The 13,336-nt window shown below is 63.9% G+C and carries 12 protein-coding genes; 8 read left to right on the top strand and 4 right to left on the bottom strand.

Translation table 11 applies throughout. From position 1 onward, the window contains the following. Positions 1-325: 325 nt before the first annotated feature. The gene (locus ABIF91_RS43365) at positions 326-1,000 is read left to right on the top strand and encodes a Crp/Fnr family transcriptional regulator (RefSeq protein WP_028181433.1); all 675 of its coding nucleotides are present in this window, start codon (positions 326-328) and stop codon (positions 998-1,000) included. Positions 1,001-1,012: 12 nt separating this feature from the next. On the opposite strand, the gene ABIF91_RS43360 is transcribed toward ABIF91_RS43365, so the two are convergent. From ABIF91_RS43360 to ABIF91_RS43350, 3 genes are all read right to left on the bottom strand, one after another. Then, positions 1,013-2,275 carry an MFS transporter gene (locus ABIF91_RS43360; RefSeq protein ID WP_028181432.1) on the bottom strand — a complete coding sequence of 421 codons (1,263 nt, stop codon included), beginning with the start codon at positions 2,273-2,275 and terminating at the stop codon, positions 1,013-1,015. 125 nt (positions 2,276-2,400) lie between these two features. Beyond that, positions 2,401-3,243, bottom strand: a complete 843-nt coding sequence (locus ABIF91_RS43355; RefSeq protein WP_424579807.1) for a uroporphyrinogen-III synthase — start codon at positions 3,241-3,243, stop codon at positions 2,401-2,403. A gap of 250 nt (positions 3,244-3,493) precedes the next feature. Next, the gene (locus ABIF91_RS43350) at positions 3,494-4,837 is read right to left on the bottom strand and encodes an IS1380 family transposase (RefSeq protein ID WP_424579610.1); all 1,344 of its coding nucleotides are present in this window, start codon (positions 4,835-4,837) and stop codon (positions 3,494-3,496) included. A gap of 528 nt (positions 4,838-5,365) precedes the next feature. Here ABIF91_RS43350 and purU point away from each other — a divergent pair. Next, positions 5,366-6,229 (top strand): formyltetrahydrofolate deformylase, encoded by an 864-nt coding sequence (gene purU / locus ABIF91_RS43345; RefSeq protein WP_028182429.1) that lies wholly within the window; start codon positions 5,366-5,368, stop codon positions 6,227-6,229. 70 nt (positions 6,230-6,299) lie between these two features. On the opposite strand, the gene ABIF91_RS43340 is transcribed toward purU, so the two are convergent. Next, positions 6,300-6,587, bottom strand: coding sequence for a hypothetical protein (locus tag ABIF91_RS43340; protein WP_028182428.1), 288 nt, complete (start codon positions 6,585-6,587; stop codon positions 6,300-6,302). A 263-nt stretch (positions 6,588-6,850) separates the two neighbouring features. Here ABIF91_RS43340 and ABIF91_RS43335 point away from each other — a divergent pair, with 263 nt between their 5' ends. The 6 genes from ABIF91_RS43335 to ABIF91_RS43310 all read left to right on the top strand — a co-directional run bounded on the left by ABIF91_RS43335 (position 6,851) and on the right by ABIF91_RS43310 (position 13,267). Continuing rightward, positions 6,851-8,119 (top strand): IS256 family transposase, encoded by a 1,269-nt coding sequence (locus tag ABIF91_RS43335; RefSeq protein ID WP_038952271.1) that lies wholly within the window; start codon positions 6,851-6,853, stop codon positions 8,117-8,119. A gap of 389 nt (positions 8,120-8,508) precedes the next feature. Then, a complete protein-coding gene (locus ABIF91_RS43330) occupies positions 8,509-9,699 on the top strand; it encodes an ABC transporter substrate-binding protein (RefSeq protein WP_028180554.1) in 1,191 nt (396 codons plus the stop codon). A gap of 200 nt (positions 9,700-9,899) precedes the next feature. Next, on the top strand, positions 9,900-10,769 hold the full coding sequence (locus ABIF91_RS43325) for a branched-chain amino acid ABC transporter permease (RefSeq protein ID WP_028180555.1): 870 nt from the start codon (positions 9,900-9,902) through the stop codon (positions 10,767-10,769). An 8-nt stretch (positions 10,770-10,777) separates the two neighbouring features. Then, entirely contained in the window at positions 10,778-11,806 is a 1,029-nt protein-coding gene (locus tag ABIF91_RS43320; RefSeq protein WP_028180556.1) for a branched-chain amino acid ABC transporter permease, read from the top strand. After that, entirely contained in the window at positions 11,803-12,558 is a 756-nt protein-coding gene (locus ABIF91_RS43315) for an ABC transporter ATP-binding protein (RefSeq protein ID WP_028180557.1), read from the top strand. The genes ABIF91_RS43320 and ABIF91_RS43315 overlap by 4 nt, the downstream gene beginning before the upstream one ends. Continuing rightward, positions 12,551-13,267: an ABC transporter ATP-binding protein gene (locus ABIF91_RS43310; protein WP_028180558.1), complete on the top strand. Its 717-nt coding sequence runs from the start codon at positions 12,551-12,553 to the stop codon at positions 13,265-13,267. The genes ABIF91_RS43315 and ABIF91_RS43310 overlap by 8 nt, the downstream gene beginning before the upstream one ends. Positions 13,268-13,336 lie beyond the last annotated feature (69 nt).

The raw sequence follows: 13,336 nt of genomic DNA, 5'->3' as shown, positions 1-13,336 counted from the left end.
CCTCCCGGTCATGGCGCATTTCAGCGGCGCTCTTCGTCCGTTCTGTCGAGCGATCCTAGTACGGCGGTGACGGTGAGGCCATGCATCAGATGGTCTCGACCGGAGCCGCGCGCCCTCGTTCCCGTTTGGGATCGAAGGCCGTATCGCCCGAGGTGGTCCTCAATAGGGGAAAGCGCTATTTTGAAATGTCTCCCGGCTGACAATTCTGCGACAAAGTTTGCGGGCCGGCAGCGGCGTTCATCTTTGGTCGAATGGCGGTCGATACCATCATGTTGCAATGCAGCAGAAAGCGGAGTGACGAAATCGTGCGGCTGGCCGTCAGATCATGATTTCAGAAGATCATCTGAAGCGCGTCGCCGCCTGGTCGCGCGAGCTCACGCAAGCGGAGATCGAGGTCGCGCGTGCCGGAATCACGGAGCGGTCCTACGGCACCGGCGAGACCGTGTTCATGCGCGGTGACATTTTTGCCTATTGGGCCGGCATGGTGAGCGGCCTGGCCCGCATGGGCGGGGTCTCGCGCGACGGCAAGGAGACCAGCCTTGCCGGTCTGACGGCAGGGGCCTGGTTCGGCGAGGGCAGCGTGCTCAAGAACGAGCCGCGCCGCTATGACGTGGTCGCGCTGCGCGACAGCCGCGTCGCACTGATGGAGCGCAGTGCATTCATGTGGCTGTTCGAGAACAGCGTCGGCTTCAACCGCTTTCTGGTGCGCCAGCTCAACGAGCGGCTCGGCCAGTTCATCGGCATGCTCGAGGTCAACCGCACCCTGGATGCCACCGCGCGCCTCGCCCGCAGCATTGCTTCGCTGTTCAACCCGATCCTCTATCCCGAATCGACCACGCATCTGGAGATCACGCAGGAGGAGATCGGGGCGCTTTCCGGCATGTCCCGCCAGAACGCCAACCGCGCGCTGAACCGGCTGGAGAAAGAGGGGCTGCTGCGGCTGGAATATGGTGGCGTCACCATCCTCGATATCGAGCGGCTGCGCGGGTACGGGGATTAGGGCAGATGTTCGTCACCGCGCATTGGCGGGGGCGTGGACAGGCCAGAGGTCGGCGCGCCAACGCACAGCGATCGCCAGCATCGCGAAGAAGCCCGCGGCGGCATAGAGCGAGCCCGTCGCGGAATAGCCGATGATATCGATCAGGCTGCCGGCTGCGAGCAGTCCGATCGGCAAGCCATAGATGACCATCATGCGCACGCCCATGACGCGGCCTCGCAGATGCGCGCTCGCGGTGCGCATCAGAATGACGGCGGCCGAGATCATCGACATGCTCTGGGCGATGCCGGCGAGAACGAGGCAGGCCATCGCCACCGGCATGGTCCTGACCTCGACGAATACCAGCAGCATGGCGTACCAGGCCAGCGTCGCTCCGATCAGAAGCCGGGCAATGCGCACGCCGCTTACCAGGCTGAGCGTGATGGAGCCGATCAGCGAGCCGACGGCGAAGCTCGCCGAGAGATAACCGAGGCCGGTCTGGTCGGTATGAAAGATCTCCCGCGCGATGTAGGGCAACAATCCGCCCGTGAAGGGAAATGCGGTGAGATTGGCCAGGAAGGCGACGCACAGCGCCGCGCGCATTCCCGGGCCGTTCCAAGCATAGACGATGCCTTCCTTCAGGTCGCCCAGCAACCTCGAAACGGCGTGGCCGTTCGCCGGGAGATTGCTCGTGATGACCGACCTTTCCGGCCGTGTCAGGCACAGCATCAGAAGCGCAGCCGCGAGGTAGAGTCCGGCAATCGCCACGTACACGAGCCCAATGCCAAGGACGGCGAACAGCCCGGCGCCAGTCAACGCCCCGGCGATGCGGGCGCTGTCCTGGGTCGTGCGCGCAACGCTGATGGCGCCGACCAGTTGCCCGGCCGGCATGATCTCGGCAAGCAGCGCGCCGCGGACGCCGAGATCAGAAGGGCGGATCAGGCCCATGATCGCAACGATGACCATGACGCTCAGCGGCGACAGCTGACCGGTCAGCGCCAGGACCATGATGGTCGACGAGAGCGCCGTATAGGCAAGACGCATTGCGACCAGGAGATCGCGATGGCCGATGCGGTCGCCGATCATGCCGAACACGGGCGCGACCAGTGTTCCCACGAACTGGAGTGAAGCAAGCACGGTGAGCAGCAGCACCGAGCCGGTTTCGACAATGATGTACCAGCCGAGCACCAGCGTCTCGACCTCGAAGGCCCAGGAGGTGAGCAGGTCGGACGGCCACTGGAAACGATAATTGCGGATGCGGAATGGCGCGAGCGCCGAAGGTCGTGCGGTGGCGCTCACGACGCGATGACGCGTATCACGGCGATTCCCTTGCCCTTGTTGTTTTCTTCTTGCGGCCGCGCAAGCTAGCGTTGGCGATGCTTGTGTCAATCGCAGCCGCTGCAGGCCGCCCCCGCGCTCGGCTCTTAGCTCGCTGAGGCTCTCGGCTTCCGCTCCGCCAGCGCCGCGGCCATCGCCGAGATCAGCGGACGCATGAAATACGCTTCATCCGCCGGCGAGACGTCCGTGCGCAGACCGTGCGCGGCGAGTTCACCGGAGACCGCCGGCCCCACCGAGGCGATCAACGTCCGTTCGAGGCCTGTACGCAGTTTCGCTTCGGCGCCATGCGCTTTCGCGGCCTCCATCAGGCGGCGGACCTGGCCGAGATTGGTCAGCGCGATGGAATCGATCCGCCCGGAGGCCATGTCGTCGATGGCGGCGACGATGTTCGCATCCGCTGCCTTGGAATCGTAAACATAGGGCAGCACGGTATCGACGGCGGCGCCTTGCGCGGCCAGCGCGCCGGCCAGCGCGCCGTGATCCTTGTCCGGATAGAGCTGGAGGCCGAGGCGCCGTCCTTTCAGGTCGAGCCTGGCCAGCATCTCGATCACGCCCTCGGTGGTCGGCTTCTCCGTGGTCTGCTGTGCCTCGAGACCGATCTCGCGCAGCGCCTTTCCGGGCTTGGGGCCCCGGGTGAGTTTCCGCGCTTTGGCGAGTGCCGCGACAAGGGCGGTGTCGAGCCCGCGTGCGCCGGCGAGCTTCATGATCCGACGCAGGCCTTCGCCCGTCATCAGCACGAGATCGTCGAAGGGCTTGTCGATGGCACGGCGGATCCAGGCCTCCACCGGAGCAGGGTCCGGCGCATCATGGATGGTGAACATCGGGCATTGCACGACCTCGGCGCCTTGCTCGACCAGAAGCTTCGAAAACTGCGCCTCCTCCCGCGTTTCCAGAATTAAGATGCGGTAGCCGTTCAAGCGGTCGGCCATGGGTGTGCTCCGATCATGGATTGCAATCGTCCGTTCATCCTGACTCTGCGCCCGGGATTGGCGCAAGGGCGAGGTCGGTGCTAGCCCGTCCTATTCGTGAGAGTGCGGCTTTTGGGCCCGATTGATGCGGCCGCACATCTTGTCTGACGAGGCGCACAGGATTGCCTTCGGCTTTTCGCCGCCTGACGACCGGTACTTTGCAACGCGCTTGAGGGATGGGTTGGGCGAACGGGGGCGGACGCCCCGCCGGTCAAGGACCGAGCGGCAGCAGCGCGCCGGGCAAGCCGCAGATCAGGTCGGCTTCGGGACATGCCGCGGCAAACGCAAGGCGAATGCGGCTCGTGGTCTCGACGACACGGGCGGCGATTTTCAAGAGCCGAAGACGCAGCGTCGCGAACTCGGCAGCGGCCAATTCCCGGGCTTTGGAAATGGCGTCGCGCACGGTCAGCATCAGCCAATAAGCGGCCGTATGGAGCACGAGACGGACCTGGTTGGCGAGCGCCGAACGGCAGCTGGTGCGATCGGAGGCGAGCTGCGTCTTATGCAGCTTGATCAGATTCTCGGCTTGGCCGCGCGCGCAATACAGGCTGTCGTAGATCCACTCGGCCGAGCCGACATCGAGGCTGGTGACGACGAAGCGGATGTCGAGGCCGAGCATCGTCGCCTCAATACGGGCGACAGTGCGCCGTTCGCGATCCCAGGACTTTGCCTTGTGGCGCGTCTCGGTATAGCCACGCAGAACCGGCAGGTTCTCGATGGCGCGTCGCGTGCGGATGTCGTCGGCGACCTCGTCGACTTTTCTGGCGAGAGGCTTGGTGCCGGACAGACCGAAGATGTAGTCGATGCCGTTGGTCTCGCACCACGCCATTGCCTCCGGCCGGGCATAGTGCCCGTCGCCACGGAACGTAATTTGCGTGTTGTGCCATCGCGTCCGGATATGCCGTACCAGGCGGCGCAGATGGGCACGCACCTCGACGCCGCCCGGCGTCTTGCCGGGCCGCAGCACGACGGCCACGGGCCGGCTCTTCTCCGTGTCGTAGACGTGGATCGGCAGGAAGCAGCGTTCGTCATAATGAGCGTTGAACAGCGAGAGCTGCTGATGGCCGTGGACGACGTCGCAGGTATCATCGATGTCGAGCGTGACGGATGCCGGCTCGCGCGGGTAGCTATCCATCCATGCGTCGACCAAAGTGTAGGTCAGCCGGATCACGTCGCGCAGGCGCGGAGCATTCTCCAGCCGCGACAGCGTCGGCTGGGAACACAAATCCCGGCCCGTGTCCGGTAGGCGACCGCAGGCCAGCTTGAATGCCGGATCGGACCTCAGATGATCGAGGTCGTCGGCGTCCTCGTAGCCGCAGCAGATCGCGAACATGCGAGCGCGGAACATATCGACCAGGCTGTGCACGACCCGCGTCGGATCGCGCCGATCCGGGAACACCCGGGCCAGATTGTTGGCCAAACCGAGACGCCGCTCGGCCATCGCCAGAAGCATCACGCCCCCGTTCGAGGTTAGGCGCCCACCATCGAAGGCAGCTGTGACTTTCTTGGCGTGAACGGCTGGAAACGAGAAGGGCGGAATCGTATCGTCGGTCATGGCGGGCGTGGCGTTCGCGGTTGGAGGTGATGGGGTTGGCTTCGCAACCGAATCCTACGCCGCATCAGCGCTTTACCCCTCAGGCGCACTCTTACGAATAAGACGGGTTAAGTTGAAGAAAGATTGAGTGACTCCCGATCATTTCTGTGCCGAAACGTGGAGTCGCGGTCGTGCCGCGTCCAAAGAAACCGGCGCGAGCGGCCTATTAGACGCGGTAGGTGCTCAGCCTCCGAAACGAGACTATCAAGCATGAAGAGATCGAGCGCGAGGCAGAGGTTTTATTTGTGTTGAATTCTTGCTTCTCGATAGTGGTCTGAAATCGTATCATCGGTCATGGCGGGCGTGGCGTTCGCGGTTGAAGGTGATGGGGTGGCTTCGCAACCGAATCCTACGCCGCATCAGCGCTTTACACCACGCTCGCCAGCCTCTCAGGCGCCCTCTCGCGAATAAGACGGGCTAGAGCAGGGCGCAAATCGCGGATAGTTCCGCTGCACAAACCTTCATCAAGAGCCAAGCCCGTTCATCAACATGCCCGACCATCAATATGTCCTGACCCTGTCCTGTCCGGATCGTCCCGGCATCGTCTCGGCGGTGTCGACGTTCCTTGCCCACAACGGACAGAACATCCTCGACGCCCAGCAGTTCGACGACGTCGAGACCAAGAAGTTCTTCATGCGGGTGGTGTTCACAGCGGCTGATCTTGCCGTGGAACTGTCGGCGCTCCAGACCGGCTTTGCCGCGATCGCCGAGCGTTTCGGCATGGAGTGGCAGATGCGCGACCGGGCTGCGCATCGCAAGGTGATGCTGCTGGTGTCGAAGTCCGACCACTGCCTGGTTGACATCCTCTATCGCTGGCGCACCGGCGAATTGCCGATGATTCCGACCGCGATCGTCTCCAACCATCCGCGCGAAGTCTATTCCGGGCTCGATTTCGGCGGCATCCCGTTCCACCATCTGCCTGTCACCAAGGAGACCAAGCGCGAGCAGGAAGCGCAGATCATGGACCTCGTCGGCAAGACGAAGACCGATCTGGTGGTGCTCGCCCGCTACATGCAGATTCTGTCGGACGATCTGTCGGCAAAGCTGTCGGGGCGCTGCATCAACATCCACCACTCGTTCCTGCCGGGCTTCAAGGGCGCCAAGCCCTATCACCAGGCGCATGAGCGCGGCGTCAAGCTGATCGGCGCCACCGCGCATTACGTCACGCGCGACCTCGACGAGGGCCCGATCATCGATCAGGACGTCGAGCGCATCAGCCATCGCGACACGCCGGAAGATCTGGTCCGGAAGGGCCGGGACATCGAGCGCCGCGTGCTGGCACGGGCCATCCGCTACCATCTCAACGATCGCGTCATCCTCAACGGCCGCAAGACGGTGGTGTTCGTGGATTAGCGAATGGGGAGTGGCGAGTAGCGAGTGGACAAGGGGAATATTCGCCACTCCCTATTCGCCATTCGCCCCGTTAGCGCACCGCGCTCCCCGATGTCGTCCCCGTTGTACCCTTCTGAGCCTGGTCTTCCTTCTCGCGATCCGCGGCCGGCAGCAGGCGCTTGCGTTCGCGTTCCTTCATGTAGGCGTCGTATTGCGGCGTGCCCGGTCGCGGCGGAGCATCGGCGGGCAGGCCGCCGGCCCATTGCGGGACGTAGTCGCCCATGCCGGCGGCGGAGAGTTTTTCGTTAACCGTCCCGCAGCCGGACAGCCCCGCGGCGAGCGCAACGAGGACGAGGGCGGAACGAAGAGTCTTGGGCATGGTGTACGCGTTCGGTGATTGGACGCCAGTTCGGCAGGAAGAAGCGTAGCCTTCAACAAGGTAAAATAGACTTATTCGAGGTAGGTAATTTATTACCTAGTTGCGCCCGGGCGAGGCGCGTGGATGTACAGATTCTGCAAAAGAAAGGCGAAATCCTCCATGCACGGAGCTATGGCGGAATCTGGGTGATGACGGTGTGAGGAAGGCGGCGTATCGAGGCGGGTGACGAGCCTGCCAGAACCTCTCGAGGAGAGCGATACGCCATGACCGAGACTACCAATGTTCTTGCTTTCCGTCAGCCGTCCGCGGTTGATGATCCACTGACCGATATCGTTCGTGCCGGCGCGCGGGACCTGCTTGCCAGGGCGATCGAGATCGAGGTTGGCGCGTTTCTGGCCAGCACGGCCAATCTGACGCTGCCCGACGGTCGAGCGCGCCTGGTCCGACATGGGCACGGTCCGGTGCGCGAGATTGCGACCGGCATCGGTCCGGTGGAGGTCGCTCGTCCCAAGGTCCGCGACCGCGGAGCGAGCGGGCCAGGCGACCGCCTCCGCTTCAGTTCGGCAATCCTGCCGCTATGGGCGCGGCGGACGAAGAGCCTGGATGCCTTGATCCCGGTCCTCTATTTGCGCGGCATCTCGACCGGCGACTTCCAGGAGGCGCTCTCGGCGCTGCTCGGCAAGGATGCGCCGAACCTGTCGCCTTCGGTGATCGCCGGCCTGAAGGCCGATTGGCAGGTCGAGTACGAACGCTGGCAGAGACGCGATCTGTCGGCGCGTCGCTATGTCTACATCTGGGCCGATGGCGTGTACCTGCAGGCCCGCATGGAAGATCACAGCGAATGCATGCTGGTGCTGATTGGCACCACGCCGGAAGGCAAGAAGGAGCTGATCGGCTTCCAGGTCGGCGTGCGCGAGAGCGCGCAGAGCTGGCGCGAACTCCTGATCGACCTGCGGCAACGCGGGTTACGGATTGCCCCGCAACTCGCCATCGGCGACGGCGCCCTCGGCTTCTGGAAGGCACTGGACGAGGCCTTTCCCGGCACGCGGCACCAACGATGCTGGTGCCATAAAGTGAGCAACGTACTCGACAAGGTCGCCAAATCCGTGCAGGGCCCCATGAAGAACGACCTGCGGAACATCTATCTGGCCCCACACCGGGCCGAAGCTGAAACCGCGATCGACGTCTTCGTCGAGAAATACCACGTCAAATACGGACGTGCGGTGGAGTGCCTGATCAAGGATCGCCATGCGCTGCTCGCCTTCTTCGACTTCCCTGCTGAGCACTGGATCCACCTACGCAGCTCGAACCCGATCGAGAGCGTCTTCGCCACGGTGCGCCACCGAACGGTGCGGACCAAGGGATCGCTGTCGCAACAAACTGCGAAGCTGATGGTGTTCAAGCTCATCGACGCCGCATCGAAGACCTGGCGGCGATTGAAGAGCACGAACCAGTTGCCGAAAGTCATCGCCGGTGTAAAGTTCATCGACGGAATCGAAGTCATTCCGAACACTGAAAGCCACGCCGCCTGATCAGGCCGCGTCACCCAAAATCAGCCATAGCTCCCATGCACGCGATCCCTCGCATTTCTGGACTTGGTGCGAGGCTCGCGACAACATGGCTTGGTCTGCGGGCAGGGGTTTTCGTTGACAAGTCCATTTTGTTTGTACATTCGTACAAATGAAGGCCGTCACGAGCGGGTTGCTCGAACTGCTCCGACGCAATCGCAGTACCGCGTCCGGTCGACCGGTCTTCGGAACGCTCCGGTTGCGCCGAAGGGCCGCCGAACGTCCGATTGACAAGCAGGGCGCGAAAGACGCCCATGTGGCGCCCGAGAGCGCTCGCGCGGTCTAAGATCAAGGCAAGGGCCGGGCACTCGGTCCAGGGCACAAGAGTCAGGAATGAAGGGGAGGGACATCTGATGTTCGAACGCAAACAACTGTCGCACAAGGCGACTTGGGCCGCTGCCGTTGCGGCCATTGCAGGCCTTGCCGGCCTCGCGCCCGCGAAGGCCCAGGACAGCGTCAAGATCGGTCTGATCCTGCCAATGACCGGCGGCCAGGCTTCGACCGGCAAGCAGATCGAGAACGCGATCAAGCTCTACATGCAGCAGAATGGCGATACCGTCGCCGGCAAGAAGATCGAGATCATCGTCAAGGACGATGCTGCGATCCCTGACAAGACCAAGACCGCCGCGCAAGAGCTGATCGTGAACGACAAGGTCAACTTCATCGCCGGCTTCGGCGTGACGCCGGCCGCGCTCGCTGCTGCGCCGCTCGCCACGCAGGCCAAGATTCCGGAGGTCGTGATGGCGGCCGGCACTTCCATCATCACCGAGCGCTCGCCGTATATCGTGCGCACCAGCTTCACGCTGGCGCAGTCATCGACCATCATCGGCGACTGGGCGGTGAAGAACGGCATCAAGAAGGTCGCGACGCTGACTTCGGACTACGCGCCGGGCAATGACGCGCTCAACTTCTTCAAGCAGCATTTCACGGCCGGCGGCGGAGAGGTGGTCGAAGAGGTCAAGGTGCCGCTGCAAAATCCTGACTTCGCGCCGTTCCTCCAGCGCATGAAGGACGCCAAGCCCGATGCGATCTTCGTGTTCGTGCCGGCGGGCCAGGGCGGCAACTTCATGAAACAGTATGCCGAGCGCGGCCTCGACAAGGCCGGCATCAAGGTGATCGGACCCGGCGACGTCACCGATGACGACCTGCTCAACAACATGGGCGATGCCGTGCTCGGCACCGTCACCGCGCACCTCTATTCTGCGGCGCATCCCTCGCAGATGAACAAGGATTTCGTCGCAGCCTACAAGAAGGCCTTCGGCAACCGTCCGGGCTTCATGGCCGTGGGCGGCTATGACGGCATCCATCTGATCTACGAGGCGCTGAAGAAGACCGGCGGCGACACGGACGGCACCAAGCTTGTCGAGGCCATGAAGGGGATGAAGTGGGAAAGCCCGCGCGGCCCGATCTCGATCGATCCCGAGACCCGTGACATCGTGCAGAACATCTACATCCGCAAGGTCGAGAAGGTCGACGGTGAACTCTACAACGTCGAATTCGCGACCTTCGAAGCTGTCAAGGACCTCGGCAAGACCAAGAAGTGACGCGCGAAAGCGCGTCATCCCGGAGCGCGCCTCTTACCTCTCCCGCTTGCGGGAGAGGTCGACGCAGAGCGCCGGGTGAGGGTTGTCTCCTCTGGGAGAGTCTTCGTTGTCGAGGCACCCTCTCCCCAGCCCTCCCCCGCAAGCGGGGGAGGGAGCGCAGTAAGGCACTTGGCTAAACCTCAGACAATTTTCGGCCCCCTATGACCGCAATCCTCACCAACCTGTTCGATGGCGTCGCCTACGGCATGCTGCTGTTCGTGCTCGCCTGCGGGCTCGCGGTCACGCTCGGCCTGATGAACTTCGTCAATCTCGCCCACGGCGCCTTCGCCATGGCCGGCGGCTATGTCTGCATGGTGCTGGTCAACCGGATGGGCTGGCCGTTCTTTGCCGCGCTGCCACTTGCTTTCGTCTCTGCAGCCGCAATCGGCATCGTGCTCGAACGCACGCTGTACCGCCACCTCTATGCGCGCAGCCATCTCGACCAGGTTCTGTTCACGATCGGCCTGACCTTCATGTCGGTGGCGGCCGTGGACTACATCCAGGGCTCCTCGCGCGTCTTCATCAATTTGCCGGCCGCGCTCCAGGGCCAGTTCGACCTGTTCGGCGTCGGCATCGGACGCTACCGGCTGATGATCATCGTGATCTGCGGCCTGCTCACCATCGCGCTTCAGATGGTGCTGGCCAAGACGCGCTTCGGTAGCCGCCTGCGCGCCGCAGTCGACGATCCGCGCGCCGCCAGCGGCCTCGGCATCAACGTGCCGCAGGTGTTCGCCTTCACGTTCGCATTCGGATGCGGGCTCGCCGGCCTCGGCGGCGCGCTTAGCGCCGAGATCCTCGGCCTCGACCCGTATTTTCCGCTGAAGTTCATGATCTACTTCCTGATCGTGGTCACCGTGGGCGGCTCCTCTTCGATCACCGGCCCGTTCCTCGCCTCGCTCCTGCTCGGCATCGGCGACGTCGCCGGCAAATATTACGTGCCGAAGATGGGACCGTTCGTGATCTACACCATGATGATCGTGATCCTGATCTGGCGCCCGAACGGCCTGTTCGGCCGCACGGCCGCGCGTTGAGTTCGCCGATGACCGCTTCCTCCGATGTCGGCTATCACGCCCAGCGCCAGGCGCGTTGGCACTACGGCGAAATCGCGTTCTGGCTCATCGTGCTGGCCTGCGGGTTCCTGTTCCCGTCACGCTATCTGATCATGACCGACATCCTGCGGCTGGCGCTGTTCGCGATGTCGCTCGATCTCATCCTCGGCTACGCCGGCATCGTCTCGCTCGGCCACGCCGCCTTCTTCGGGGTCGGCGCCTATGCCGCGGGGCTGCTTGCCTTGCACGGCATCGTCACCGAGCCCGTGCTGGCACTGATTGTCGCCGGCCTTGCCGCGATGGTGGTCGGCTTTGCCACCAGCTTCCTGGTGATCCGCGGCGTCGATCTGACGCGCCTGATGGTCACGCTCGGCATTGCACTGCTGCTGGAGGCGCTCGCCGAGCGCTTCTCCAACATCACTGGCGGCACCGACGGCCTGCAAGGCATCGAGATGCAGCCGATCTTCGGCGAGATCCCGTTCGACATGTTCGGCAAGACCGGCTTCTTCTATTCGCTGGCTGTCCTTTTTCTGCTGTTCCTGTTCGCCCGCCGCGTCGTGCACTCCCCGTTCGGCCTGTCGCTGCGGGCGATCAAGAACAATCCGCTTCGGGCGGCCGCCATCGGCATTCCGGTCAACCGCCGCCTGATCGCGATCTACACACTGGCTGCGTTCTATGCCGGCATCGCGGGCGCACTGTTCACCCAGACCACCGCGATCGCCTCGCTCGATGTGTTCGCCTTCGAGCGCTCGGCCGATCTGATGCTGGTGCTTGTCATCGGCGGCACCGGCTATCTCTATGGCGGGCTGATCGGCGCGGTGGTGTTCCGCATGCTGCAGGAATTGTTCTCGACCATCACGCCTCAGTATTGGCAGTTCTGGATCGGCCTCGTGCTGGTCGTGATCGTGCTGGTCGGCCGCCAGCGGCTGCATCGCTGGGTGCTGTATGTGCCGAATCTGGTGATCAAGCAGATCGCCGGGCGCAAGGCCGTGGTCGCCGTGCCGGAGAGCGACGCATGACCATCGCGCTCGAAACGAAGAATCTCGAAAAGCAGTTCGGCGGCCTGCGCGTCACCCGCGATTTGTCCTTGAGGATCGAGCAGGGCGCCCGCCACGCGCTGATCGGCCCGAACGGCGCGGGCAAGACCACGGTCATCAACCAGCTCACGGGGGTGCTCAAGCCGAACTCGGGCCGCATCCTGCTCGAAGGCCAGGACATCACCGATCTGCCGGTGCACAAGCGCGTGCTGCGCGGCCTGTCGCGCACCTTCCAGATCAACCAGCTCTATCCCGACCTGACCCCTCTCGAGACCATCGGCCTTGCCGTTTCCGAGCGCCTCGGCCATGGCGGCGACTGGTGGCGACGGATGGGCACGCGCAATGACGTCAATGACGAGATTGCCGAGCTGCTGGCGCGCTTCCACCTGCTCGACGTCATGAACGAACAGACCGTGACGCTTCCCTACGGCAAGCAGCGCCTGCTCGAGATTGCGGTTGCCATTGCGGCCAAGCCGCGCGTTCTGCTGCTCGACGAGCCCGCTGCCGGCGTGCCCGAGAGCGAGCGCCATGACATTCTCGCCGTCGTCGGCGCGCTGCCGCGCGACGTCACCGTGCTCCTGATCGAGCACGACATGGATCTCGTATTCTCCTTCGCCGACCGCATCTCGGTGCTGGTCTCGGGCGCGCTGCTCACGGAGGGGGCACCCGAGCAGGTCGCGCGCGATCCGCAGGTGAAGGCTGTCTATCTCGGCGAGGAGGCGGTCAATGTCTGACCTGCTCGCGATCGATTCCCTGCGCGCCGGCTATGGCGAGGCGGTGGTCCTGCCCAACATGTCCCTGCGCCTCGCCGAGGGCCAGGTACTTGCGCTGCTCGGCCGCAACGGCACCGGCAAGACCACGCTGATCAACTCCATCGTCGGCGTCACCCGCCGCTTCTCCGGCTCGATCGCGCTCGCCGGCGCCGACGTCACGACGCTGCGTCCCGACCAGCGGGCCCGTGCCGGCATCGGCTGGGTGCCGCAGGAGCGCAACATCTTCCGCTCGCTGACGGTGGAAGAGAACATGACGGCGGTGGCGCAGCCCGGCCCCTGGACCGTCGAGAAGGTCTACGAGATGTTCCCGCGGCTGAAGGAGCGGCGGAGCAATTTCGGCAACCAGCTGTCCGGCGGCGAGCAGCAGATGCTGGCGATCGGCCGCGCGCTGACCCTCAATCCGAAGGTCCTGCTGCTGGACGAGCCGACCGAGGGCCTCGCTCCCATCATCGTCGAGGAGCTGCTCAAGGCGATCGGGACCATCACCCGGGCGGGCAGCATCTGCTCGATCATCGTCGAGCAGAATGCCCAAAAGATTCTGGGGCTCGCCGATCGCGTTGTGATATTGGAACGCGGAACGATCGTCCACGACGCCCCGAGTGCCGCGCTGAAGGCCGACCCCTCGGTCCTGGAACGCCACCTCGGCGTCGCAGGGGCAGCGGTCCACTGATTTCTTCGCTTCTCCCCGCTTGCGGGGAGAAGGAGTACAACGAGCGCTGACTGAAATTTCGGGAGAAAC

The sequence above is a fragment of the Bradyrhizobium sp. USDA 241 genome (assembly GCF_049739505.1).
In the GTDB taxonomy this organism is placed as follows: domain Bacteria; phylum Pseudomonadota; class Alphaproteobacteria; order Rhizobiales; family Xanthobacteraceae; genus Bradyrhizobium; species Bradyrhizobium liaoningense.
The sequence above is the reverse complement of the archived record's forward strand: the minus strand, read 5'-3'. Positions and strand labels throughout refer to the sequence as shown.

What these genes read in the sequence shown, in the direction of transcription:
- ABIF91_RS43315 (WP_028180557.1), top strand. Translation starts at nt 11,803, where the DNA reads ATGACCATCGCGCTCGAAACGAAGAATCTCGAAAAGCAGTTCGGCGGC.
- ABIF91_RS43340 (WP_028182428.1), bottom strand. Translation starts at nt 6,587, where the DNA reads ATGCCCAAGACTCTTCGTTCCGCCCTCGTCCTCGTTGCGCTCGCCGCG.
- ABIF91_RS43320 (WP_028180556.1), top strand. Translation starts at nt 10,778, where the DNA reads ATGACCGCTTCCTCCGATGTCGGCTATCACGCCCAGCGCCAGGCGCGT.
- ABIF91_RS43365 (WP_028181433.1), top strand. Translation starts at nt 326, where the DNA reads ATGATTTCAGAAGATCATCTGAAGCGCGTCGCCGCCTGGTCGCGCGAG.
- ABIF91_RS43330 (WP_028180554.1), top strand. Translation starts at nt 8,509, where the DNA reads ATGTTCGAACGCAAACAACTGTCGCACAAGGCGACTTGGGCCGCTGCC.
- ABIF91_RS43350 (WP_424579610.1), bottom strand. Translation starts at nt 4,837, where the DNA reads ATGACCGACGATACGATTCCGCCCTTCTCGTTTCCAGCCGTTCACGCC.
- ABIF91_RS43310 (WP_028180558.1), top strand. Translation starts at nt 12,551, where the DNA reads ATGTCTGACCTGCTCGCGATCGATTCCCTGCGCGCCGGCTATGGCGAG.
- purU (WP_028182429.1), top strand. Translation starts at nt 5,366, where the DNA reads ATGCCCGACCATCAATATGTCCTGACCCTGTCCTGTCCGGATCGTCCC.
- ABIF91_RS43335 (WP_038952271.1), top strand. Translation starts at nt 6,851, where the DNA reads ATGACCGAGACTACCAATGTTCTTGCTTTCCGTCAGCCGTCCGCGGTT.
- ABIF91_RS43355 (WP_424579807.1), bottom strand. Translation starts at nt 3,243, where the DNA reads ATGGCCGACCGCTTGAACGGCTACCGCATCTTAATTCTGGAAACGCGG.
- ABIF91_RS43325 (WP_028180555.1), top strand. Translation starts at nt 9,900, where the DNA reads ATGACCGCAATCCTCACCAACCTGTTCGATGGCGTCGCCTACGGCATG.